The organism is Vibrio hepatarius, assembly GCF_011806575.1.
Taxonomy (GTDB): domain Bacteria; phylum Pseudomonadota; class Gammaproteobacteria; order Enterobacterales; family Vibrionaceae; genus Vibrio; species Vibrio hepatarius_A.
In genome coordinates this window covers 130191-152310 of sequence record NZ_JAATOO010000002.1, presented here as the reverse complement: position 1 = coordinate 152310, position 22120 = coordinate 130191, and the positions used below count along the sequence as shown (strand labels likewise).

Here is a 22120-nt window from a genome sequence, read left to right as displayed (position 1 = left end):
CAACGGCAAAAAGATAAAATTGCCAAGAACCAACAACGAGTGAATAAGCAAATATGATTGATAACCACGGCTGGTACAAACAAGCGCGTCACGTCCCTTCGCCATTTTTTGACCAAAGAAGCGACGAAAAGGATATTTCTCTGTTGGTTATTCACAATATCAGCTTACCGCCGGGAGAGTTTGGTGGCCCTTATATCGAGCAGTTTTTTACTGGGAAACTGAACCCTGAAGAACATCCATTTTTTAACGTCATTTATAAGATGGGGGTTTCCGCCCACTGCTTGATTCGCCGTGATGGAGAAGTGGTTCAATTTGTGCCATTCAATGCGAGGGCATGGCACGCGGGCGCTTCTAGTTTTTCCGGGAGAGAGAAGTGCAATGACTACTCGATTGGTATTGAGTTGGAAGGCAGTGATTTCGTGGCTTATACCGACGAGCAATATCACGCATTGACAGTATTAACTCAGCAGTTGCAGCAGTGTTATCCGCAAATAACCTTGCCGCGTATCACAGGGCATCAATACATTGCGCCTCTAAGAAAAACCGACCCGGGTTTAGTGTTTGATTGGGTAAGATACCGCACGATGCTGGAAAAGTAGGACAGAGTAGTTTGCAACAAGGCTTCCTATTTTCACTAGGGAAGTGATTGGTGAGGAAGCCTTATCAGGCAAGATGTTATTTATAGCGTATCTTGGTATTCGATTAGGATCTGCTCGACCCAAGTGGCGATGCGCTCATCGCTCAGCTCGTATTGAGAATCTTCATCCAGAGCCAAACCTACAAACTGGCTGCCGTCTTCGGTGAGTGCCTTCGACGCTTCAAACTCGTAACTGTCATCTTTTGGCCAGTAGCCGATGATATTAGCTCCGCTCTTTTTCAGTTCGTCGTGCAACATCCCCATCGCATCCAAATACCATTCGCCATAGCCTTCTTGATCGCCTAAGCCGAATAACGCGACGGTTTTGCCATTTAGTGTGACGCCACCGATTTGATCCCATATTTCATTCCAGTCTTCCTGAATTTCACCAAAATCCCAGGTCGAAATGCCCAGAATAAGAAAGTCGTACTCTGTCATTAAAGATAATGGAGATTCTTTCACATTGTGAATGTCGACCATATCTTCGCCAATAATGGCACGAATTTTTTCTGCTGCCATTTCGGTATAACAAGTTGTTGAGCCGTAAAATAGACCGATTTTCATAACTTTCTTTTCTTTCGCTGGACTAGATAGCGAATTCTAACCACAAAATGGCGTGCTTTGCAGCGAATATCCACTTTGAAAGGCATTTTTTATGGCTTTATCTCTTCTAGACACTTACATTGACAGCAGAATCATAATTCGAGGAATGTTGTGTCTGAAGTCATGTCCCCTGATCAAGGAATCGTAGAGCAGTTTTTAGATGCCATGTGGATGGAAAGAGGCCTGTCAGAGAACACGTTGGCCTCTTATCGCAATGATCTCAACAAGTTAATCCAATGGATGGAAGCGAACAACTACCGTCTTAACTTTATTAGTCTCTCTGGCTTACAAGAGTATCAATCTTGGCTGGTGGACCAGAATTACAAACAAACCTCTCGCGCACGCATGCTGTCTGCGATTCGGCGTTTGTTCCAATACCTTCACCGCGAAAAAATTCGTGCCGATGACCCGAGTGCTCTGTTGGTGAGTCCAAAGTTGCCAAAGCGCCTACCAAAAGACCTCAGCGAAGAGCAAGTTGATGCGCTACTCAACGCACCTGACCCAAATGATGCGATGGAGTTGCGCGATAAGGCCATGTTGGAGTTATTATATGCAACCGGGTTGCGCGTTACCGAACTGGTCAGTTTGACGATGGAAAACATCAGCTTACGCCAAGGTGTGGTGCGTGTAACTGGTAAAGGCGGAAAAGAGCGCCTCGTACCTATGGGTGAGAATGCCGTTGATTGGATTGAAACTTTTCTCCAACAAGGCAGGTCTGAACTATTGGGAGAAAATACCTCTGACGTTGTGTTTCCGAGCAAACGCGCAAGGCAGATGACGCGGCAAACTTTCTGGCATCGTATTAAGCATTATGCGGTACTGGCAGGGATTGACAGTGAACAACTGTCTCCGCACGTATTACGCCATGCATTTGCGACACACTTACTCAACTACGGAGCGGATCTACGTGTGGTTCAGATGTTGCTAGGCCATAGTGACTTGTCGACCACGCAAATCTATACTCATGTAGCAACAGAGAGATTGAAACAGCTACACAGCGAGCATCATCCAAGAGCATAAAGCTTGCTGAAAACAAAAGGTGAATTTAATGAGCGTATTACGCCGAATAGGTCTTCTGACGTTACCACTTTTGGTTGCAACTCAAGTTTCTGCAGCCGAAGTTAAGATAGACAAAGAGCAGTTGCAGCAACGCTTTGCCAAGCTTGGACTGCAAGTAACCGATGCCGTACCAGCCGATATTGAAGGTTTGGTTGAAGTGCAGACCAGCGGTGGAGTGCTATTCGCTTCGCCTAACGGTGACTACTTTCTAGCGGGTACGCTTTACAAATTAGACGAAAATGGTCAGTACGAAGACGTATTGGCGAAGCGCCAAGCGCCAATGAATGCGGCTAAGATTGAAGAACAACAAGACAACATGATTGTGTTTAAAGCCGAAGACGAGAAGTACGTTGTCTCGGTATTTACCGATATTACATGTGGTTACTGCGTTCGACTTCATAGCCAAATGCAAGGTTACAACGATTTAGGCATCACAGTACGTTACATGGCGTATCCTCGCCAAGGTCCAACAGGCATGGTCGCTGACCAAATGGCCGCGATCTGGGGAGCGGAAGATCAGCAAGCTGCGATGCACAACGGCAAAATTAATCGTACTTTCCCTGAAAAGAGTGAAGATTTTGCTAAATACCAAGAGATTGTAAAACAGCAATTTGCATTAGGACGTGAACTGGGTGTTAGCGGTACACCAGCGATTTTCCTACCGAATGGCGAAATGGTTGGTGGTTACTTGCCGCCAGCAGACCTTTACCAACGTCTTCAACAAACTCAGTAATTAATAAAGAGCCTCGTCACTGAGGCTCTGCTTATATCTATGATAGAAATTCAGCGTCGACCAGAACCCGATTTATCCCTTCTGCCAGATTCGATTGCGCCGATTCTTAAGCGCATTTACATCAATCGTGGCGTCACATCCCTTGAGCAGCTGCAAACGGCGGTGCGCTCGCTGCATTCGTACCAAAAAATGCATGGCATTAACGATGCCGTGCAATTGTTGTTTGAGGCGATTCAGCACAACAAACGCATTATTGTTGTCGGCGACTTTGATGCCGATGGCGCGACCAGTTCCGCTTTGTCGGTCCTTGCTCTGAGGATGCTAGGTTCTCATAACGTCGATTACTTAGTACCGAACCGTTTTGAAGACGGCTATGGGTTGAGCCCGGAAGTGGTCGATCAAGCGATTGAAATTGGCGCGGAAGTGATCATGACGGTAGATAACGGCGTTTCTTCGATTGAAGGCGTTCGTTATGCCAAGCAACAAGGGTTGAAGGTACTGGTCACCGACCACCATTTACCGGGCCATGAGTTGCCAGATGTTGACGCTATGGTAAACCCAAACTTGCAAGAGTGCGCATTCCCGTCTAAAGCGCTGGCTGGTGTTGGGGTGGCGTTTTATCTGATGATGGCGCTGTGTGTTCATATGCGAAAGAACGGCTGGTTTGAGCAACAAGGTATGGCGGAGCCAAAACTGATGGAGCTGGTGGATCTAGTCGCTCTTGGTACTGTCGCAGATGTTGTGCCTCTGGATGAAAACAACCGAATCTTAGTTCATCAAGGACTTCAGCGTATTCGTGCTGGTAAAGCTCGTCCGGGGATTCAAGCATTGATCGAAGTCGCTAAGCGCGACGCAAGGCGTATCGTTGCCTCAGATTTTGGTTTTGCGTTAGGACCTCGCATCAATGCGGCGGGCCGACTGGATGATATGTCGTTTGGCGTTGAACTGCTGATGAGTAACAACATCCACGCTGCGCGCCGTATGGCGAGTGAGCTGGATGGTTTAAACCAAACACGTAAAGAAATCGAAGAAGGAATGAAGCAAGAAGCGATGGCTTTTTGTGAGCGGCTTCAGTTTGGTGAAAACAGCAAACTACCGCACGGGTTAGTCCTGTTCCAACGAGATTGGCATCAAGGGGTTATCGGTATTCTTGCATCAAGAGTTAAAGATAAATTCCACCGCCCTGTGATCGCGTTTGCTGATGGCGGAGAAGGGAGTATTAAAGGCTCTTGTCGCTCAATTCCCGGTTTACATATGCGCGATACCTTAGATCGTATTGATACACAGAATCCTGGTTTGATTGTGAAATTTGGTGGCCACGCGATGGCGGCAGGTTTGACGATTTTAGAAAAAGATTTTGAACGCTTTGCCACACTGTTTGATGAAGCGGTTAAGAATGAACTCGATGAAGCGGTGCTCAAAGGCGTGATCGTATCGGATGGCGAACTTAAGCCGGAAGAGTTCAGTATGCATACCGCAGAGCTGCTACGTTCTGGTGGCCCATGGGGACAAGCGTTTCCCGAACCATTGTTTGACGGTGAGTTTAAAGTGTTGCATCAAAAACTGGTGGGCGAGAAGCACCTGAAGCTGATGCTGGAACCGCTGCACAAAGGGCATCCGACCAATATCATGATTGATGGCATCGCATTTAACGTTGATTTGCGCCGCTGGCCGGATGCTTCAGTCAAAACCGTTCGTTTGGCTTACAAGCTTGATATCAACGAGTTTCGTGGCAACCAATCGTTACAGCTGATGATTGACCACATCGAAGCGAACTAGCACTTCACGACATCCTATCGATCTACACCTCTGCCAGTGAGAGAAACTGGCAGAAGTGTATTTTGCAAACTAATATTTACTTTTTGTTAAGAGTGGCTTTTTTATCGCCATTTTCCGTGATGATTGAGCCTTTATCTATTTTTTTAATTCATCACTTCCGTTCGTTTTTCTTCATCTTTCTTTAAAACTAACCCGTTACAATGTGAGGACTGGCACATTTTCTTCCCATCTGTTTATATTTTGTAATTGGTCAGACCAATTTTATTGGTGTTTTAATCGACTATTGTTATCAAAGTGTTTAACCGTGACCTGTTCTATGATTTAGGTCAACTTTTGGCTGGAACTTGCGTTTTAATTATGTTAATTTCCTCGCCAACATAAAATTGGTATTACCAATTGACTGCAAAGAGTAGAAGAACAATAAATATGGCTTATCAAAGGATTCGTCAGCCAAAACTTTCTGATGTGATTGAACAAGAGTTAGAAAGGCTGATTGTGGAAGGAACACTGGCTCCGGGGCAGCAATTGCCACCAGAGCGCGAGCTGGCAAAACAGTTTGACGTGTCTCGTCCATCTATCCGTGAGGCGATTCAACGCCTTGAAGCCAAGCGTCTTCTTACTCGTCGTCAGGGTGGTGGCACTTTTGTTAGCGAGAACATCTGGAAAAGTTTTTCAGATCCTCTGCTAAATTTATTGTCTAGCCACTCTGAAACTCAGCTGGATTTACTGGAAACGCGTCATGCGATGGAAGGTATTGCCGCTTACTTTGCAGCCGTTCGTGGTACCGAAGAAGATTTTGCACGTATTCAAGCTAGCCTTGAACGAATCGGCAAAGAACAATCAAACAACGACGTGGAAGCAGAATCTGCGGAAGTCATGCAGTTTTTAATTGCCTTGACCGAAGCGGCTCACAACGTAGTACTGCTGCACATTGTTCGTAGTTTAGCGCCTTTGCTTGAGCAAAATATTCTGCAGAATTTTAAATTGTTACGTCGCCGCCCTGAAGCGGTCGAAAAAGTAAGTAAACACCGAGCTAATATCGTGGATGCGATCGTCTCAGGTCAGCCAGAAAAGGCGCGCGAGATGTCTCACTCACATTTAGCTTATATTGAAGAAACATTGTTGGATTTGACCAGAGAAGAGTCTCGTCGTGAACGCTCTTTACGTCGAATGCAACAGGGCAATGACTCATAACGACGATTTGCTAGTTTTATAGATCCAACCAACAGAAGGATAGATCGCCATGTCTGATATGAAGCATGACGTAGATGCACTGGAAACTCAAGAATGGCTACAAGCACTTGAGTCAGTTGTACGTGAAGAAGGCGTAGAGCGTGCTCAGTTCCTACTTGAGCAAGTTCTAGATAAAGCACGTCTAGACGGTGTTGACATGCCAACTGGTATCACCACGAACTACATCAACACGATTCCAGCAGATCAAGAACCAGCTTACCCAGGTGACACAACACTTGAGCGTCGTATTCGTTCCATCATTCGCTGGAACGCAATCATGATCGTTCTACGTGCATCGAAGAAAGACCTAGAACTAGGCGGCCACATGGCGTCTTTCCAGTCTTCTGCTGCATTCTACGAAACATGTTTCAACCATTTCTTCCGTGCTCCAAACGAGAAGGATGGTGGCGACCTAGTTTACTACCAAGGTCACATTTCACCAGGTATCTACGCTCGCGCATTCGTTGAAGGTCGTCTAACTGAAGAGCAGCTAGACAACTTCCGTCAAGAAGTAGATGGTAAAGGTATCCCATCATACCCGCACCCTAAACTAATGCCTGAATTCTGGCAGTTCCCAACCGTATCTATGGGTCTAGGTCCGATCTCTGCGATCTACCAAGCTCGTTTCCTTAAGTACCTTGAAGGCCGCGGCATGAAAGATACTTCTGAGCAGCGCGTATACGCGTTCCTAGGTGACGGTGAGATGGATGAGCCAGAATCACGTGGTGCTATCTCTTTCGCTGCGCGTGAGAAGCTAGACAACCTATGTTTCCTAATTAACTGTAACCTTCAGCGTCTAGATGGCCCTGTAATGGGTAACGGTAAGATCATTCAAGAACTTGAAGGTCTATTCAAAGGTGCTGGCTGGAACGTAGTGAAAGTAATCTGGGGTAACAACTGGGATTCTCTACTAGCTAAAGACACCACTGGTAAGCTTCTACAGCTTATGAACGAAACAATCGATGGCGATTACCAAACGTTCAAAGCGAAAGATGGCGCATACGTGCGTGAGCACTTCTTCGGTAAGTACCCAGAAACTGCTGCACTCGTTGCTGACATGACTGACGACGAAATCTTCGCACTTAAGCGTGGTGGTCACGAGTCTTCTAAGCTTTACGCTGCTTACAAAAACGCGGCAGAAACGAAAGGCCGTCCAACGGTTATCCTAGCTAAGACTGTTAAAGGTTACGGCATGGGTGAAGCGGCTGAAGGTAAGAACATCGCGCACCAAGTTAAGAAGATGGATATGACTCACGTACTACACCTACGTGATCGTCTAGGTCTACAAGACATCCTAACTGACGAAGCTGTGAAAGAACTTCCGTACCTGAAACTTGAAGAAGGTTCAAAAGAGTACGAATACCTACACGCTCGTCGTAAAGCGCTACACGGTTACACGCCACAGCGTCTACCAAACTTCACTCAAGAACTAGTGGTTCCTGAGCTAGAAGAATTCAAGCCACTACTAGAAGAACAGAAACGTGATATTTCTTCTACTATGGCATTCGTACGTGCATTGAACGTTCTACTTAAGAACAAGAACATTGGTAAGAACATTGTTCCTATCATTGCGGACGAAGCACGTACATTCGGTATGGAAGGTCTGTTCCGTCAAATCGGTATTTACAACCCGCACGGCCAGAACTACACACCTCAAGACCGCGACATCGTTTCTTACTACAAAGAAGCAACATCAGGTCAGGTTCTACAAGAAGGTATCAACGAGTTAGGTGCTATGTCTTCATGGGTTGCAGCTGCGACTTCATACTCGACAAACGACCTACCAATGATCCCGTTCTACATCTACTACTCAATGTTCGGCTTCCAACGTGTTGGCGACATGGCGTGGATGGCGGGCGACCAACAAGCACGTGGTTTCCTACTAGGTGCAACCGCTGGTCGTACAACGCTGAACGGTGAAGGTCTACAGCACGAAGATGGCCACTCGCACATCATGGCGGGTACAGTTCCTAACTGTATCTCTTACGATCCAACATTCGCTTACGAAGTAGCGGTAATCATGCAAGACGGTATCCGTCGCATGTACGGTGATCAAGAGAACGTGTTCTACTACCTAACGCTCATGAACGAGAACTATGCAATGCCAGCAATGCCAGAAGGCGCTGAAGAAGGCATCCGTAAAGGTATCTACAAGCTAGAAACTTACACTGGTTCTAAAGGTAAAGTTCAGCTAATGAGCTCAGGTACTATCATGAACGAAGTACGTAAAGCAGCTCAAATCCTAAGCGATGAGTACGGTGTTGCTTCTGATGTTTACTCTGTAACGTCATTCAACGAACTAACTCGCGACGGCCAAGATGCAGAGCGTTTCAACATGCTTCACCCAGAAGCGGAAGCGAAAGTACCTTACATCCAAACAGTAATGGGTACTGAACCAGCTATCGCAGCAACTGACTACATGAAGAACTACGCAGAGCAGGTTCGTGCATTCATTCCTGCTGAGTCTTTCAAAGTTCTTGGTACTGACGGCTTCGGTCGCTCAGACAGCCGTGAAAACCTACGTCGTCACTTCGAAGTGAACGCAGGTTACGTAGTAGTAGCAGCGCTAACTGAACTAGCGAAACGTGGCGAAGTTGAGAAATCTGTAGTTGCGGAAGCAATCAAGAAATTCGACATCGACACTGAAAAAACAAACCCGCTATACGCTTAATTAAGAAGGTAGATAAGAAATGGCAATCGAAATTAATGTACCAGACATCGGTGCGGATGAGGTTGAAGTTACTGAGATTCTTGTAAGCGTTGGCGACAAGGTTGAAGAAGAACAGTCTCTGATCACTGTTGAAGGCGATAAAGCTTCTATGGAAGTTCCAGCTTCTCAAGCGGGTATCGTTAAAGAAATCAAAGTTGCAGAAGGCGACAAGGTTTCTACTGGTTCTCTAATCATGATTTTCGAAGCCGAGGGTGCAGCTGACGCTGCACCTGCTCCTGCGGCAGAAGCGGCTCCAGCAGCGGCTCCAGCTCCAGCAGCAGCGGCAGAACTGAAAGAAGTTCACGTACCAGACATCGGTGGTGACGAAGTTGAAGTTACTGAAATCATGGTGGCAATCGGCGACAGCATCGAAGAAGAGCAATCTCTGATCACTGTAGAAGGTGACAAAGCTTCTATGGAAGTTCCTGCACCATTTGCGGGTACTCTAAAAGAGATCAAAGTAGCAGCAGGCGATAAAGTATCGACTGGCTCTCTAATCATGGTATTCGAAACGGCAGGCTCAGGCGCTCCAGCAGCTCCTGCGGCAGTAGAAGCACCAGCGGCGGCAGCTCCAGCAGCGTCTGCGGCAAAAGAAGTTAACGTTCCAGATATCGGTGGCGACGAAGTAGAAGTTACTGAAATCATGGTTGCTGTTGGCGACACAGTGGAAGAAGAGCAATCTCTAATCACTGTAGAAGGCGACAAAGCTTCTATGGAAGTTCCTGCACCATTTGCTGGTACAGTTAAAGAAATCAAGATTGCAGCTGGCGACAAAGTGTCTACTGGCTCACTAATCATGGTATTCGAAGTAGCGGGCGCAGCTCCAGCTCCTGCAGCGGCTCCAGCTCAAGCAGCAGCACCAGCAGCTCCGGCTCCTAAAGCAGAAGCTCCAGCGGCAGCAGCTCCAGCAGCGACTGGCGATTTCAAAGAGAACGATGAGTACGCTCACGCGTCTCCAGTTGTTCGTCGTCTAGCTCGTGAGTTCGGCGTAAACCTTTCTAAGGTTAAAGGCAGCGGTCGTAAGAGCCGTATCCTGAAAGAAGACGTTCAGAACTACGTGAAAGAAGCGCTTAAGCGTCTTGAGTCTGGTGCAGCAGCATCTGGCAAAGGCGACGGTGCAGCGCTTGGTCTACTACCATGGCCAAAAGTGGACTTCAGCAAGTTCGGTGAAACAGAAGTTCAACCGCTATCTCGCATTAAGAAGATCTCTGGTGCTAACCTACACCGTAACTGGGTAATGATCCCGCACGTTACACAGTGGGATAACGCAGACATCACGGCTCTTGAAGCATTCCGTAAAGAGCAAAACGCGATTGAAGCGAAGAAAGACACTGGCATGAAGATCACTCCACTCGTGTTCATCATGAAAGCGGCAGCTAAAGCACTTGAAGCGTTCCCAGCGTTCAACTCTTCTCTATCAGAAGACGGTGAGAGCCTAATTCTGAAGAAATACGTGAACATCGGTATCGCGGTAGATACGCCAAACGGTCTGGTTGTTCCTGTATTTAAAGACGTGAACAAGAAAGGCATCTACGAGCTATCTGAAGAGCTAATGGCTGTTTCTAAGAAAGCACGTGCAGGCAAGCTAACTGCGGCTGACATGCAAGGTGGCTGTTTCACTATCTCTAGCCTTGGCGGCATCGGCGGTACGGCGTTTACTCCAATCGTAAATGCGCCAGAAGTTGGTATCCTAGGTGTGTCTAAGTCAGAGATGAAACCTGTATGGAACGGTAAAGAGTTCGAACCGCGTCTACAACTTCCACTGTCTCTATCATACGACCACCGTGTGATCGATGGTGCTGAAGGTGCGCGCTTCATCACTTACCTAAACGCATGCCTATCTGACATTCGTCGTCTGGTTCTTTAATAGAAGTTAGATGAATGAGAGGCGGCAATTTAGCCGCCTCTGCTAATAATAATTACCGGACAATTTGGTTATCAGCCTTGCTTAGTTCAGGGTTTTCACAATCGAATTGTTGTCTAGCTCACAGGCTAAATTGATTTACTTTTCACACCATTAACATCTCTGTAAACTGTTGGCGGTCTGAAAATAACTGTTTAAAACGAATAACTCTTAAACATATAAAATCGATACCCACTCAGCCTGTTAGGGATAATGACTACAAGAGGTCAAAATGAGCAAAGAAATTAAAGCCCAAGTTGTTGTACTTGGTTCTGGTCCTGCTGGTTACTCCGCTGCCTTCCGTTGTGCAGACTTAGGTCTTGAAACTGTACTTGTTGAACGTTACAGCACTCTAGGTGGTGTATGTCTGAACGTGGGTTGTATCCCATCAAAAGCACTTCTACACGTTTCTAAAGTTATTGAAGAAGCGAAAGCGATGGCTGAGCACGGCGTTGTATTCGGCGAACCGCAAACAGACATCAACAAGATCCGTATCTGGAAAGAGAAAGTGGTTAACCAACTGACTGGCGGTCTTGGCGGCATGGCTAAGATGCGTAACGTAACAGTGGTTAACGGTTACGGTAAGTTTACTGGCCCTAACTCTATCCTTGTGGAAGGTGAAGGCGAGTCAACGGTGGTTAACTTCGACAACGCGATCGTTGCCGCTGGTTCTCGTCCAATCAAACTGCCATTTATCCCGCATGAAGACCCACGTATTTGGGACTCTACTGACGCTCTTGAACTGAAAGAAGTGCCAGAAAAACTGCTTATCATGGGTGGTGGTATCATCGGTCTAGAAATGGGTACGGTTTACCACTCTCTAGGTTCTAAAGTTGAAGTTGTTGAGATGTTTGACCAGGTAATTCCTGCAGCAGACAAAGATATCGTTAAGGTTTACACCAAGCGTATCAAAGACAAGTTCAAGCTAATGCTAGAAACGAAAGTAACAGCAGTTGAAGCGAAAGAAGACGGTATCTACGTTTCAATGGAAGGCAAGAAAGCACCTGCTGAAGCAGAGCGCTACGATGCTGTTCTAGTTGCTATCGGTCGTGTACCAAACGGCAAACTGATCGACGGTGAAAAAGCGGGTCTAGAAATTGACGAGCGTGGCTTCATCAACGTTGATAAGCAAATGCGTACTAACGTTCCTCACATCTTCGCGATCGGTGATATCGTTGGTCAACCAATGCTTGCTCACAAAGGTGTGCATGAAGGTCACGTAGCGGCTGAAGTTATCTCTGGTAAGAAGCACTACTTCGACCCTAAAGTTATCCCTTCAATTGCGTACACTGAGCCAGAAGTGGCTTGGGTTGGTAAGACTGAAAAAGAAGCGAAAGAAGAAGGCATCAAGTACGAAGTGGCAACATTCCCATGGGCAGCATCAGGTCGTGCAATCGCATCTGACTGTGCAGATGGTATGACTAAGCTAATCTTCGACAAAGAAACTCATCGTGTAATCGGTGGTGCTATCGTTGGTACTAACGGTGGTGAACTTCTTGGCGAAATCGGTCTTGCGATCGAGATGGGTTGTGATGCAGAAGATATCGCTCTGACTATCCACGCTCACCCAACTCTTCACGAGTCTGTTGGTCTAGCTGCTGAAGTATTTGAAGGCTCTATCACTGATCTTCCAAACAAAAAAGCAGTTAAGAAGAAAAAGTAATTTTTCTTAAAGCTTGAAGAAAACCGCTGACAAGTTCAGCGGTTTTTTTATATCGGCACGGTCAGTTTGATAGGTTTAGATATATTCAGGCAATAAAAAAGGCCGATGTTTACCATCAGCCTTGTGTGCGTTATAGCTTGATCTTAGTGATCACGTTTGTAGATGCATAGCATATCTAGGTAGCTCTGAGTCAGAGTCGCTAGAGCATCAGGGTTCTTGATACGGTTAGCTTGTACGAACAGTGAGTAGCAGATGCCGTGGAACAACGTTGCCAAATCCGCAGGATTATGTTGGTCGCACACTTCGCCACGCTCAATCGCTTTGATGAACATGTTCTGTACTAACAACTGATTCGTACGGTTGGTTGTAACAAACAGCGGCCAAACTTCATCACGAGTTGACGCACTCCACTCAAACCATACTTTCAACCAATGACAGTCATTCACCACAAGCTCAACCATCGCCGATGTTAGGTTAGCGAGGTTCTCTTTTGCGTGTAGATCGAGATCGATGTTGTCTGAAAGAAAGTTAGAAAATTGGCGAACTACGTAGTTAAGTACGTCATCAACCAAATCTTCGCGAGTTGGGAAGTAGTTAAATACTGTTGCGACTGAAACTTGAGCAATTTCAGCGATATCCGCATGACCACCACGACCGATACCTCGGCGAGCAAACACTTCTAATGAGATTTCCATCAGTTGTTGTTTTCTCTTTTGAGGAGACAGGCGCGTACGAGGCCTTTTAGCTATAGAGTCCATTTCAATTTCCTTGCCAAGTGAGTTGGTTGGGCTTTGCCCTATTTAGTATTTTATTATTTGCTTAAAAGCATAATGAGTGTAATGGTGCATATGCGGAAGGTCAATGTTTTCAGGTTACTTTATAACCATAATTGTTAATATACGTGTGGTATGTCATATGGTTTAAGTTGTCGTTGCCGAATTTCTGAGGGTTGAGACTTTTTCCTTGTTCTTATGCAGTGTTAAACTACGCGCTCAAAACCATCAACCAGTATCTACACTGTAGGTACTGGGTTAAACGCGATAAACGAGATTAGTATGAAACATACAGTAGAAGTAATGATTTCTGAGCAAGAGGTTCAGGAACGTGTACGTGAACTTGGTAAGCAAATTACTGCTCGATACGAAGGCAGTGAAGATTTAGTTCTGGTAGGCCTGTTGCGCGGTTCATTTGTATTTTTAGCAGACTTAGCACGTAATATCGAACTGACTCATAAAATCGATTTCATGACTGCTTCTAGCTACGGCAATACTATGGAAAGCTCGCGCGACGTTCGTATCCTGAAAGACCTTGATGATGATATCAAAGGAATGGATGTAGTGATCGTTGAGGACATCATCGACACCGGTAATACGTTGAACAAGATTCGTGAAATCTTGTCGCTACGTGAGCCAAAGTCTATCGCGATTTGTACTTTGCTTGATAAGCCTTCACGTCGTGAAGTAGAAGTTCCAGTTGATTGGATTGGTTTCTCAATCCCTGATGAGTTTGTGGTTGGTGTGGGTATCGACTACGCACAAAAATACCGCCACCTACCGTTTATCGGTAAAGTTGTTCCTCAGGAATAAGATACAAAAACGCCCACATCATGTGGGCGTTTTTGCTAATGTGCGGTACTTAACGACAGAGGAGTTTGTGCTCTGGGTTTAAGATCTCTTCCATCGCTTTTTGGTAAGAGGTATCTAGGCTTTCGCGAGAGTTAGAACGTACGCCCAAATATTCCAGTTTGCCATCGCCGATACCATAGACCACACCGTGCAGATCTACATCTTGGCCACGCTCCCACGCATTTTGCATAATTGTTGAGTTGCCTAGGTTATAGATCTGTTCTGCAACGTTTAGCTCACCTAGCTTATCTGCGCGATCCGCCAAAGGCATTTGATCTAAGTAGCTGCGGTGCTTAAAGTACAGGTCACGAATGTGCAACAACCAGTTGTTGATCAAGCCTAGCTGTGGATTGTCGATCGCAGCGTTAACGCCTCCACAGCCGTAATGGCCACACACAATAATGTGTTTCACTTTGAGTACGTCAACCGCGTATTGCACTACAGACAAACAGTTTAAGTCGGTATGAATTACTTGGTTCGCGACATTGCGGTGGACGAACAATTCACCAGAGTAAAGACCCGTCAGACGCTCCGCCGGTACGCGACTATCTGAACACCCGATCCATAGAAAACCTGGGTTTTGACCTTGTTCCAACTTAGCAAAATATTCAGGTCGTTCAGCTTTGATCGACTCAGACCACTTAGAGTTATTTTCAAATAGCTGTTTAATTTCCGGCATCTTGTTAGTAATCCTTAAAAAATACTTGTCTCACTATACACAATGTTACAATTTCGTTCTCGCAATAAATGGGCTAACTAGTACTCATCTGACTAGTTCAAGGGCTAAAAAACATAAACTTAGTAGACATCCTAACTAACTGTTATAACGGATAACCGATCGTTAACCGTTAATAGTTATCTCAGTTAGGTAATGTTTGTTAAAATTCGGTTTATACCTGTAATTCAATGCATTTCGGCGTATATCGCGTCAATTTGGTGAGTTCTATTGTGGAGTTGAGTTGTGTTCGGAAGTCGTTTTGATGATATCAATCTCAAAGGGGATATGTTTGGTGGTGTTACTACCGCAATTATCTCTTTGCCGCTTGCACTAGCATTTGGTGTTGCTTCAGGGGCAGGAGCTGAAGCGGGTTTATGGGGCGCGATAATGGTGGGTTTATTTGCCTCACTGTTTGGCGGTTCTAATACCCTTATTTCTGAGCCAACAGGTCCTATGACGGTGATCATGACCGCGGTACTAACCAGTATGGTAGCGAAGTACCCGGAAAGTGGCATGGCGATGACGTTTACCGTAGTGATGATGGCGGGGGCATTCCAGATATTGATTGGTACGCTTAAGCTCGGAAAATACATCACGTTGATGCCATATAGCGTGATCTCCGGCTTTATGTCGGGGATTGGCGTTATCTTGATTATCTTGCAGCTATCGCCACTACTGGGCCATGCCGCACCTGCGGGAGGCGTGGTTGGTACTCTGACTGCGTTGCCGGATACCGTGGCCAACATGAAGTTCAGCGAGCTATTTCTTGGTGCGCTGACACTGGGCATCCTGTTCTTCTTCCCTCAACAGTATCGCAAGTATGTTCCAGCTCAGTTGGTCGCGTTGGTCGCGGTGACGCTGCTGTCGGTAATCCTGTTTGATTCGGAGTCTATTCGCCGTATTGGTGAGATCCCGGCGGGCTTGCCAAGCTTGGTTGTACCGCATATTAACGCGGAAATGTTTACTGAGATGGTGATTGATGCCTTGGTACTCGGTACGTTGGGATGTATCGATACGCTTTTGACTGCGGTTATTGGTGACTCTCTGACGCGTAAAGAACATGACTCCGACAAAGAATTACGAGGTCAAGGTTTAGCGAACATGATTTCTGGTCTGTTTGGTGCTTTACCTGGTGCTGGGGCAACCATGGGAACGGTGACCAATATTCAGGTTGGCGCGCGTTCGCCGTTGTCTGGGGTAATTCGCGCACTGGTGCTAGCGTTGGTGGTACTGGTAGCAGGCGGTTTGACTGAACCTATCCCAATGGCGGTGCTGGCGGGTATTGCTGTGTATGTTGGTTTCAACATTCTGGATTGGAGCTTTATTCAGAGAGCCCACAAAGTCAGCGTACAAGGCATGGTGATTATGTATGGCGTAATGCTGCTGACGGTGTTTGTTGACTTGATCGTTGCGGTCGGCCTTGGGGTATTTATCTCCAACGTTATCGTGATTGAGCGTCTTAGCCGTGAACAGGCGCGTCAAGTCAAAGCTATCAGTGATGCCGATGACGACGATGTACCACTGACCGACAGCGAAAGGGCGTTACTCGACAGAGCAAGAAGTAAGGTACTGTTCTTCTACCTCTCAGGGCCGATGATTTTTAGTGTGTCGAAAGCGATCTCTCGCCAACACACCAGTATCTCGGATTACGAAGTGATGATTCTCGATTTGACCGACGTGCCTATGATTGACGTTACGGTTGGTCTGGCGCTAGAGAACGCGATCAAAGACGCGCTGGACGCAAACTGTCAGGTCTACTTACTGTGTCCAAACGAAAACACTCGTCAGCAACTAGAAAAATTCCACGTTGTCGACCTTGTTCCGAGCGACAACGTATATAAGTTCAGGTACGAAGCGCTAAAAGCCGCGATTAAACACGTGGATAGTGACGAACACCAGTACCAAGCGGTTTAATCTTTTCCTGCTTGCTTTACTATTGCGCCTCGGCTTTGCTGAGGCGTTTTACTATCCGCGATTTATATTGATATTGAACCGTTCAACAATCTAAATATCAATATTTCTAAAAAAATAGAAAGGTTTAATTGTAATCAACTTTGCCTAACGATAGACTAATCGCCATTCACGACTCAGCACAATAAGAAAGAGTATGTACGCACTGGAAATTGAACAGCTCCGCAAAACTTATGCCGGCGGTTTTGAAGCGCTAAAAGGGGTGAGCCTAAACGTTGAAAAAGGCGATTTCTACGCTTTGTTAGGCCCGAACGGCGCGGGTAAATCGACAACGATCGGCGTGATTTCCTCGTTGGTTAACAAAACCTCAGGTAAGGTGACCGTCTTCGGTCATGATATCGATAAAGAGCTGGAATTGGCTAAGCAAAATCTGGGTCTCGTGCCACAAGAATTTAACTTTAACCAGTTTGAAACGGTCGAACAGATCGTGTTGCAGCAAGCGGGTTACTACGGTGTACCTAAGTCTTTAGCGAAGCAAAGAGCAGAAAAGTATCTTAAAAAGCTCGATCTTTGGGAAAAACGTAGCGAACGTTCAAGAAATCTATCTGGCGGTATGAAACGTCGATTGATGATCGCACGCGCTTTGATGCATGAGCCACAGTTGCTGATCCTCGATGAGCCAACCGCGGGGGTCGATATCGAACTGCGTCGCTCAATGTGGCAATTCCTCAAAGAGATCAACCAGCAGGGGATAACTATTATCCTCACGACTCACTACCTAGAAGAAGCCGAAATGCTGTGTCGCAACATCGGCATCATCAACAAGGGTGAGTTGATTGAAAACACCACGATGAAGAATCTGCTCAGTAAGCTGCAAGTCGAAACCTTTATCCTCGACCTAGAGGATGGTTCGCCGGAACCAACTTTAGAAGGTGTGGTTGCGCAGAAAATGAATTCAGGATCGCTGGAGATCGAAATCGAGAAGACCAAAGGTTTAAACGACATTTTTGCTCAACTTAGCGAGCAGGGCATTAGAGTCCTGTCGATGCGCAACAAAGCCAACCGTTTAGAAGAGTTGTTCGTCAGTATTGTCAGAGAGGGGAGCAAGTAGATGTACCGTTTGTATTGGACTGCATTTTGTAGCCTATTAAATAAAGAGGTCACTCGCTTTACCCGTATCTGGGTGCAGACCTTAGTTCCGCCAGCGATCACTATGACGCTCTATTTCATCATTTTCGGTAATCTGATTGGTTCGCGAATTGGTGAAATGAACGGTTTCAGCTACATGGAATATATTGTTCCTGGACTTATCATGATGTCGGTGATCACCAACTCGTACTCGAATGTGGCTTCGTCGTTTTTCAGCGCTAAGCTGCAGAAAAATATTGAAGAATTGCTGGTGGCGCCGGTGCCAAATTACGTGATCATTGCCGGTTACGTGATGGGTGGTGTGACACGTGGTCTGCTAGTTGGTGCGATCGTTACTTGTGTGTCATTGCTGTTTGTCGACTTGCAGGTGGAGCACTGGGGAATCATAGTGGCGACGGTCTTTATGACATCGGTAGTGTTCGCTCTCGGCGGTCTTATTAACGCGGTTTACGCTAAAACGTTTGATGATATCTCGATTATTCCGACGTTCGTTTTGACGCCGTTGACCTATCTCGGTGGGGTGTTTTACTCGATTAGCTTGTTGCCTGAATTCTGGCAGGGGGTGTCGAAAATAAACCCGATCGTGTACATGGTGAACGCGTTCCGTTACGGCTTTTTGGGGGTTTCCGATGTGGGTATCGTAACCTCATTTGGCGTGCTAGGTGTGTTTGTTATCGCTCTTTACGCGATAGCGCACTACTTGGTTACTCGCGGGATTGGTCTTCGTTCATAAGCGCGACAGAATGAAAAAGGGTTGGCATCGGCCAACCCTTTTTTGTCTCTCAGACTTATTCGCTGTCTTCAGTGCCGGCTGAGCTGCTGTCTTCATCTTTCGATTCAACGGTCATTTCAACCACTTGATTGTCGATCAGACGAGCTTTACCCAAGAAAGCAGACATTAGGATCACCGCTTGAGTTGTCTCTGTGGTAATCGCTTGCAGGGTACGTGCATCACGGATAAAGATCTCATCTGGATGTAAGCCTGCCGCTCTTAGCTGGTCGCTTGCATCTTCAATGATTGAATCATAATCATCACGACCGCCGCGCATTGCGCTGCTGATCCATCGCATAGTGCGAGCTAATACAGGTGCGCGTTGGCGCTGGTCCAGAGTCAGTAGACCATTGCGAGAGCTCATTGCCAAACCGTCCATTTCACGCACGGTCGGAACACCAATGATGTCGATATCCATCGCTAGGTCCGCTGTCATCTTGCGAATAATCGCCAGCTGTTGGAAGTCTTTCTCACCGAAGCAAGCCACGTCTGGTTGAACGATGTTAAACAGCTTAGTGACAATCGTAGAGACACCACGGAAGTGACCTGGACGAGACGCGCCTTCCAAGATACTTGATAGCACTGGCACTTCAACGTAAGTCTGTTTGTCCAAACCTTCCGGATACATGATTTCTGGTGTCGGGGTAAACACGAGCTCAACCGCTTCGCCGCTTAACTTCGCCAGATCATCTTCCAACGTGCGTGGGTAGTTATTGAGATCGTCAGCGCGGTCAAACTGCATTGGGTTCACAAAGATGCTTACCACAACGATATCGGCGTGCTCGCGTGCTTTACGTACCAGCGTCAGGTGACCTTCGTGTAGGTTCCCCATCGTCGGTACAAAAGCGATCTTACGACCATCACGCTTGTACTGTTTTATTTGCTCGCGAAGCGCGGCAATGTCAGCAAAAGTCTGCATGATAACTAGCTCCTCAGGCAATAGTATGGGATTCGTCTGGGAAAGCGCCGCTTTCGACATCCGCTTTATACTTAGCAACAGCTTTGCGCATATCACCAGTTTCCGCTAGGAAATCTTTTGAGAACTTAGGCATATAGTTAGCTGAGATGCCGAACATATCGTGCATCACGAGAATTTGACCGTCGGTGACGTTGCCTGCGCCGATTCCGATGACCGGTACGTCACACACTTCGGTAATGCGCGCCGCGAGTTCTTGCGGAACACACTCCAGCAAAACGATTTGCGCGCCAGCTTCTTGTAGTGCCAGAGCGTCACGAACCATACGGTCTGCTTTATCTTGCTCGCGGCCTTGAACTTTGAAGCCGCCGAAAATGTTTACCGATTGCGGTGTTAGGCCTAGGTGAGCACAAACAGGGACTGCGCGCTCTGTCAGCATTTTTACTGTGTCGACTAACCAGTCGCCACCTTCAATTTTTACCATGTTTGCGCCAGCACGCATAAGCTGAGCGGCGTTTTCACAAGCTTGCTCTGGAGTCGCATAGCTCATAAATGGCATGTCAGCCATTAGCAAACAGTTTGGGCTACCTGCTCGAACACAGCGTGTATGGTAAGCAATGTCTTCTACAGTGACAGGTAATGTGTCACGGGTTCCTTGTAGAACCATGCCTAAAGAGTCTCCGACTAAAAGAACCGGCATTTCCTGGCTCTCAAACAGCTGGGCAAAACTCGCATCATAAGCGGTAGAAGTAGCAAATTTACGACCTTCCTGCTTCCATTTCATTAGGTCGTTTATGGTAATTTTTTTCATGATTTTTCCTTTTAAGGAGTTGGCTATGATTGCCAAATATTCAGGCCATTCTTATCTACGACGGTTAACAAGTCTTCTAGCCTGCTCCCGCATGGGAGGGTTAAATTTGGTGCGATTTCCGCGAGCGGGTAGAGCACAAATTCACGCTCTTTCATTCCATAGTGGGGAACGATAAGACGCTCGGAATCGATCACCTCATTGCCGTAAAGAATGATATCGAGATCTAAGGTTCTTGGGCCCCAGCGTTCTTCTTTACGGACGCGCCCTTGCTCTAACTCGATCGCTTGGGTGCAGTCGAGCAGTTCAAGTGGCGTTAATTCTGTTTTGATTTCGACCACGGCGTTAATGTAATCCGGTTGGTCTTGCGGTCCCATTGGCGTGCTGCTGTAAAGGCTCGAGCTCTTTACTAATTCCGATTTCGGCAGTTTGCTCAGTGCTTGGATCGCATTTTGCGCCTGACCAACGGGATCGGCAAGGTTACTCCCTACCGCAATAAATACCGTGATCATGATGTCGCCTTAGGTTTATTTTTACGGAAGTTCTTACGACGACGTTTTTTCGGTGCACCGGAGCTCGGAGAGCCGCCATCAACATCCGCTACCATCGCTTGACGCATGTTGCGCCCTGCTGATTGGAATGTGTTCCACCATTTCGCAAGTGCGGCTGTCTCGCCACCTTCGATTTCGCCGCGCATTTCGAGGAAATCATAGCCCGCACGGAACTTGTTGAGCTCCATTAAGCGGAACGCACGTTTGCCATTACGACGAGGCATACGCAGCTGCAGCTGCCAGATTTCACGAATTGTCGCGGTGTGACGACGCGGAATCGCGATAGTACGGACTTGTTCATCTAGTACGTGGTTACTCGCTTCCATAATCGCGTCGTAGTACGACAGGTCGCGTTTTTCCATCAACCACTCGGCTTTCGCTTGCAGTGGGTACCAAAGCATCGCCGCAAACATAAACGCGGGGTTGATGCGCTTGCCTTCTTCAATACGCTGGTCGGTCGCATCCAGCACCAGATCTAACATCTGTTCGGTGGGCGACGAGTAATCTTCGGTAAAGAACTCAGAGATAGTCGGGAACAACTGCTGGAACAAGTTGTATTCGCGCATCAGGTGGTAGGTTTCTAGGCCGTGACCTGATTGCAGCATTTTCAAAGACTCTTCGTAGAGACGCGCTGGTGGAATATCTCGCAGCAACGTCGCCATCTCTTCGATTGGCGCGGCGGTGTCTTCTTCGATATCGAAGTCGAGTTTCACCGCAAAACGAATCGCACGCAACATACGCACTGGGTCTTCGCGGTAACGTGTTTCTGGGTCACCAATTAAACGTACCAATTTGTCGTCTAGGTCTTCCATGCCGCGCGCGTAGTCGTGGATGGAGTAGTCAGCAATGCTGTAGTACATCGAGTTGACAGTGAAGTCACGACGCTCGGCATCTTCATCGATACTGCCGTAAACATTGTCGCGTAGCAGCATGCCTTCTTTGGATTGCTGAGCGACGTTTTTGCTCGGCTCTTGGTGGTGACCACGGAAGGTCGCCACTTCGATAATGTCGCGGCCAAACATGATGTGAGCGAGACGGAAACGGCGGCCGATCAGGCGGCAGTTTTTAAACAGCTGACGAATTTGCTCTGGGGTGGCATTGGTCGCAATATCGAAGTCTTTCGGCTGCTGACCAAGGAGCAGGTCACGTACCCCGCCGCCGACGAGGTATGCGTCAAAGCCTGCACCATGAAGTCTGTATAGCACCTTCAATGCATTATCGCTGATTTGCTTGCGAGAGATATTATGCTCTTGGCGAGTTATGACATTCAGAGCGAGCTCTGGATAACTGTTTGTTTCGCTTGGTGTATAGTCGTTTTTATTCATGTGCTTCTGGCAATAATATGGTGAA

Annotated in this window: 19 protein-coding genes; 12 read left to right on the top strand and 7 right to left on the bottom strand. The window is 46.9% G+C overall.

The annotated features are described in order from the left end of the window. Window positions 1–53 precede the first annotated feature (53 nt). The gene (gene ampD / locus HCZ42_RS02115; protein WP_167419132.1) at window positions 54–599 is read left to right on the top strand and encodes a 1,6-anhydro-N-acetylmuramyl-L-alanine amidase AmpD; all 546 of its coding nucleotides are present in this window, start codon (window positions 54–56) and stop codon (window positions 597–599) included. 80 nt (window positions 600–679) lie between these two features. Here ampD and fldB read toward each other — a convergent pair whose 3' ends face one another. After that, complete coding sequence (gene fldB, locus HCZ42_RS02110) at window positions 680–1201, bottom strand: flavodoxin FldB (protein ID WP_167419131.1); 522 nt, start codon at window positions 1199–1201, stop codon at window positions 680–682. Between the two features lie 162 nt (window positions 1202–1363). Between fldB and xerD the strand changes: the two genes are divergently transcribed. The 7 genes from xerD (at window position 1364) to lpdA (ending at window position 12320) form a co-directional block, all read left to right on the top strand. After that, entirely contained in the window at window positions 1364–2260 is an 897-nt protein-coding gene (gene xerD, locus HCZ42_RS02105) for a site-specific tyrosine recombinase XerD (RefSeq protein WP_167419226.1), read from the top strand. A gap of 28 nt (window positions 2261–2288) precedes the next feature. Beyond that, complete coding sequence (locus HCZ42_RS02100) at window positions 2289–3032, top strand: thioredoxin fold domain-containing protein (RefSeq protein WP_167419130.1); 744 nt, start codon at window positions 2289–2291, stop codon at window positions 3030–3032. 39 nt (window positions 3033–3071) lie between these two features. Then, window positions 3072–4811 (top strand): single-stranded-DNA-specific exonuclease RecJ, encoded by a 1740-nt coding sequence (gene recJ / locus HCZ42_RS02095; protein ID WP_167419129.1) that lies wholly within the window; start codon window positions 3072–3074, stop codon window positions 4809–4811. 426 nt (window positions 4812–5237) lie between these two features. Beyond that, entirely contained in the window at window positions 5238–6005 is a 768-nt protein-coding gene (gene pdhR, locus HCZ42_RS02090; RefSeq protein ID WP_167419128.1) for a pyruvate dehydrogenase complex transcriptional repressor PdhR, read from the top strand. Window positions 6006–6054: 49 nt separating this feature from the next. After that, window positions 6055–8715, top strand: coding sequence for a pyruvate dehydrogenase (acetyl-transferring), homodimeric type (aceE, locus tag HCZ42_RS02085; protein WP_167419127.1), 2661 nt, complete (start codon window positions 6055–6057; stop codon window positions 8713–8715). Window positions 8716–8734: 19 nt separating this feature from the next. Further along, a complete protein-coding gene (aceF, locus tag HCZ42_RS02080; RefSeq protein ID WP_167419126.1) occupies window positions 8735–10621 on the top strand; it encodes a pyruvate dehydrogenase complex dihydrolipoyllysine-residue acetyltransferase in 1887 nt (628 codons plus the stop codon). A 268-nt stretch (window positions 10622–10889) separates the two neighbouring features. Beyond that, complete coding sequence (gene lpdA / locus HCZ42_RS02075; RefSeq protein WP_167419125.1) at window positions 10890–12320, top strand: dihydrolipoyl dehydrogenase; 1431 nt, start codon at window positions 10890–10892, stop codon at window positions 12318–12320. Window positions 12321–12463: 143 nt separating this feature from the next. Here the strand turns inward: lpdA and HCZ42_RS02070 are convergent, their stop codons facing one another. After that, the gene (locus HCZ42_RS02070; RefSeq protein ID WP_167419124.1) at window positions 12464–13078 is read right to left on the bottom strand and encodes a LuxR/HapR/OpaR family quorum-sensing transcriptional regulator; all 615 of its coding nucleotides are present in this window, start codon (window positions 13076–13078) and stop codon (window positions 12464–12466) included. A 297-nt stretch (window positions 13079–13375) separates the two neighbouring features. On the opposite strand from HCZ42_RS02070, the gene hpt reads away from it, so the two are divergent. After that, the gene (gene hpt, locus HCZ42_RS02065; RefSeq protein WP_167419123.1) at window positions 13376–13906 is read left to right on the top strand and encodes a hypoxanthine phosphoribosyltransferase; all 531 of its coding nucleotides are present in this window, start codon (window positions 13376–13378) and stop codon (window positions 13904–13906) included. 49 nt (window positions 13907–13955) lie between these two features. On the opposite strand, the gene can is transcribed toward hpt, so the two are convergent. Beyond that, a complete protein-coding gene (can, locus tag HCZ42_RS02060; RefSeq protein ID WP_167419122.1) occupies window positions 13956–14624 on the bottom strand; it encodes a carbonate dehydratase in 669 nt (222 codons plus the stop codon). A gap of 282 nt (window positions 14625–14906) precedes the next feature. Between can and HCZ42_RS02055 the strand changes: the two genes are divergently transcribed. The 3 genes from HCZ42_RS02055 to HCZ42_RS02045 all read left to right on the top strand — a co-directional run bounded on the left by HCZ42_RS02055 (window position 14907) and on the right by HCZ42_RS02045 (window position 18456). Beyond that, window positions 14907–16577 (top strand): SulP family inorganic anion transporter, encoded by a 1671-nt coding sequence (locus HCZ42_RS02055; protein WP_167419121.1) that lies wholly within the window; start codon window positions 14907–14909, stop codon window positions 16575–16577. A gap of 193 nt (window positions 16578–16770) precedes the next feature. Then, on the top strand, window positions 16771–17685 hold the full coding sequence (locus HCZ42_RS02050) for an ABC transporter ATP-binding protein (RefSeq protein ID WP_167419120.1): 915 nt from the start codon (window positions 16771–16773) through the stop codon (window positions 17683–17685). Then, the gene (locus tag HCZ42_RS02045) at window positions 17686–18456 is read left to right on the top strand and encodes an ABC transporter permease (protein WP_053408704.1); all 771 of its coding nucleotides are present in this window, start codon (window positions 17686–17688) and stop codon (window positions 18454–18456) included. It abuts the gene before it with no gap. Window positions 18457–18511: 55 nt separating this feature from the next. Here the strand turns inward: HCZ42_RS02045 and panC are convergent, their stop codons facing one another. From panC to pcnB, 4 genes are read right to left on the bottom strand one after another with little or no spacing between them, the layout of a single operon-like run. After that, a complete protein-coding gene (gene panC / locus HCZ42_RS02040) occupies window positions 18512–19414 on the bottom strand; it encodes a pantoate--beta-alanine ligase (protein WP_167419119.1) in 903 nt (300 codons plus the stop codon). Between the two features lie 13 nt (window positions 19415–19427). Then, window positions 19428–20222, bottom strand: coding sequence for a 3-methyl-2-oxobutanoate hydroxymethyltransferase (panB, locus tag HCZ42_RS02035; RefSeq protein ID WP_167419118.1), 795 nt, complete (start codon window positions 20220–20222; stop codon window positions 19428–19430). 23 nt (window positions 20223–20245) lie between these two features. Continuing rightward, window positions 20246–20731, bottom strand: a complete 486-nt coding sequence (gene folK / locus HCZ42_RS02030; RefSeq protein ID WP_167419117.1) for a 2-amino-4-hydroxy-6-hydroxymethyldihydropteridine diphosphokinase — start codon at window positions 20729–20731, stop codon at window positions 20246–20248. Next, entirely contained in the window at window positions 20728–22095 is a 1368-nt protein-coding gene (gene pcnB / locus HCZ42_RS02025) for a polynucleotide adenylyltransferase PcnB (RefSeq protein WP_167419116.1), read from the bottom strand. Before pcnB ends, folK begins: the two co-directional genes overlap by 4 nt. Window positions 22096–22120 lie beyond the last annotated feature (25 nt).

Bases quoted from the DNA above. Each gene is read 5' to 3' on its own strand.
- ampD (WP_167419132.1), top strand. From the start codon at position 54: ATGATTGATAACCACGGCTGGTACAAACAAGCGCGTCACGTCCCTTCG.
- fldB (WP_167419131.1), bottom strand. From the start codon at position 1,201: ATGAAAATCGGTCTATTTTACGGCTCAACAACTTGTTATACCGAAATG.
- xerD (WP_167419226.1), top strand. From the start codon at position 1,364: ATGTCCCCTGATCAAGGAATCGTAGAGCAGTTTTTAGATGCCATGTGG.
- HCZ42_RS02100 (WP_167419130.1), top strand. From the start codon at position 2,289: ATGAGCGTATTACGCCGAATAGGTCTTCTGACGTTACCACTTTTGGTT.
- recJ (WP_167419129.1), top strand. From the start codon at position 3,072: ATGATAGAAATTCAGCGTCGACCAGAACCCGATTTATCCCTTCTGCCA.
- pdhR (WP_167419128.1), top strand. From the start codon at position 5,238: ATGGCTTATCAAAGGATTCGTCAGCCAAAACTTTCTGATGTGATTGAA.
- aceE (WP_167419127.1), top strand. From the start codon at position 6,055: ATGTCTGATATGAAGCATGACGTAGATGCACTGGAAACTCAAGAATGG.
- aceF (WP_167419126.1), top strand. From the start codon at position 8,735: ATGGCAATCGAAATTAATGTACCAGACATCGGTGCGGATGAGGTTGAA.
- lpdA (WP_167419125.1), top strand. From the start codon at position 10,890: ATGAGCAAAGAAATTAAAGCCCAAGTTGTTGTACTTGGTTCTGGTCCT.
- HCZ42_RS02070 (WP_167419124.1), bottom strand. From the start codon at position 13,078: ATGGACTCTATAGCTAAAAGGCCTCGTACGCGCCTGTCTCCTCAAAAG.
- hpt (WP_167419123.1), top strand. From the start codon at position 13,376: ATGAAACATACAGTAGAAGTAATGATTTCTGAGCAAGAGGTTCAGGAA.
- can (WP_167419122.1), bottom strand. From the start codon at position 14,624: ATGCCGGAAATTAAACAGCTATTTGAAAATAACTCTAAGTGGTCTGAG.
- HCZ42_RS02050 (WP_167419120.1), top strand. From the start codon at position 16,771: ATGTACGCACTGGAAATTGAACAGCTCCGCAAAACTTATGCCGGCGGT.
- HCZ42_RS02045 (WP_053408704.1), top strand. From the start codon at position 17,686: ATGTACCGTTTGTATTGGACTGCATTTTGTAGCCTATTAAATAAAGAG.
- panC (WP_167419119.1), bottom strand. From the start codon at position 19,414: ATGCAGACTTTTGCTGACATTGCCGCGCTTCGCGAGCAAATAAAACAG.
- panB (WP_167419118.1), bottom strand. From the start codon at position 20,222: ATGAAAAAAATTACCATAAACGACCTAATGAAATGGAAGCAGGAAGGT.
- folK (WP_167419117.1), bottom strand. From the start codon at position 20,731: ATGATCACGGTATTTATTGCGGTAGGGAGTAACCTTGCCGATCCCGTT.
- pcnB (WP_167419116.1), bottom strand. From the start codon at position 22,095: ATGAATAAAAACGACTATACACCAAGCGAAACAAACAGTTATCCAGAG.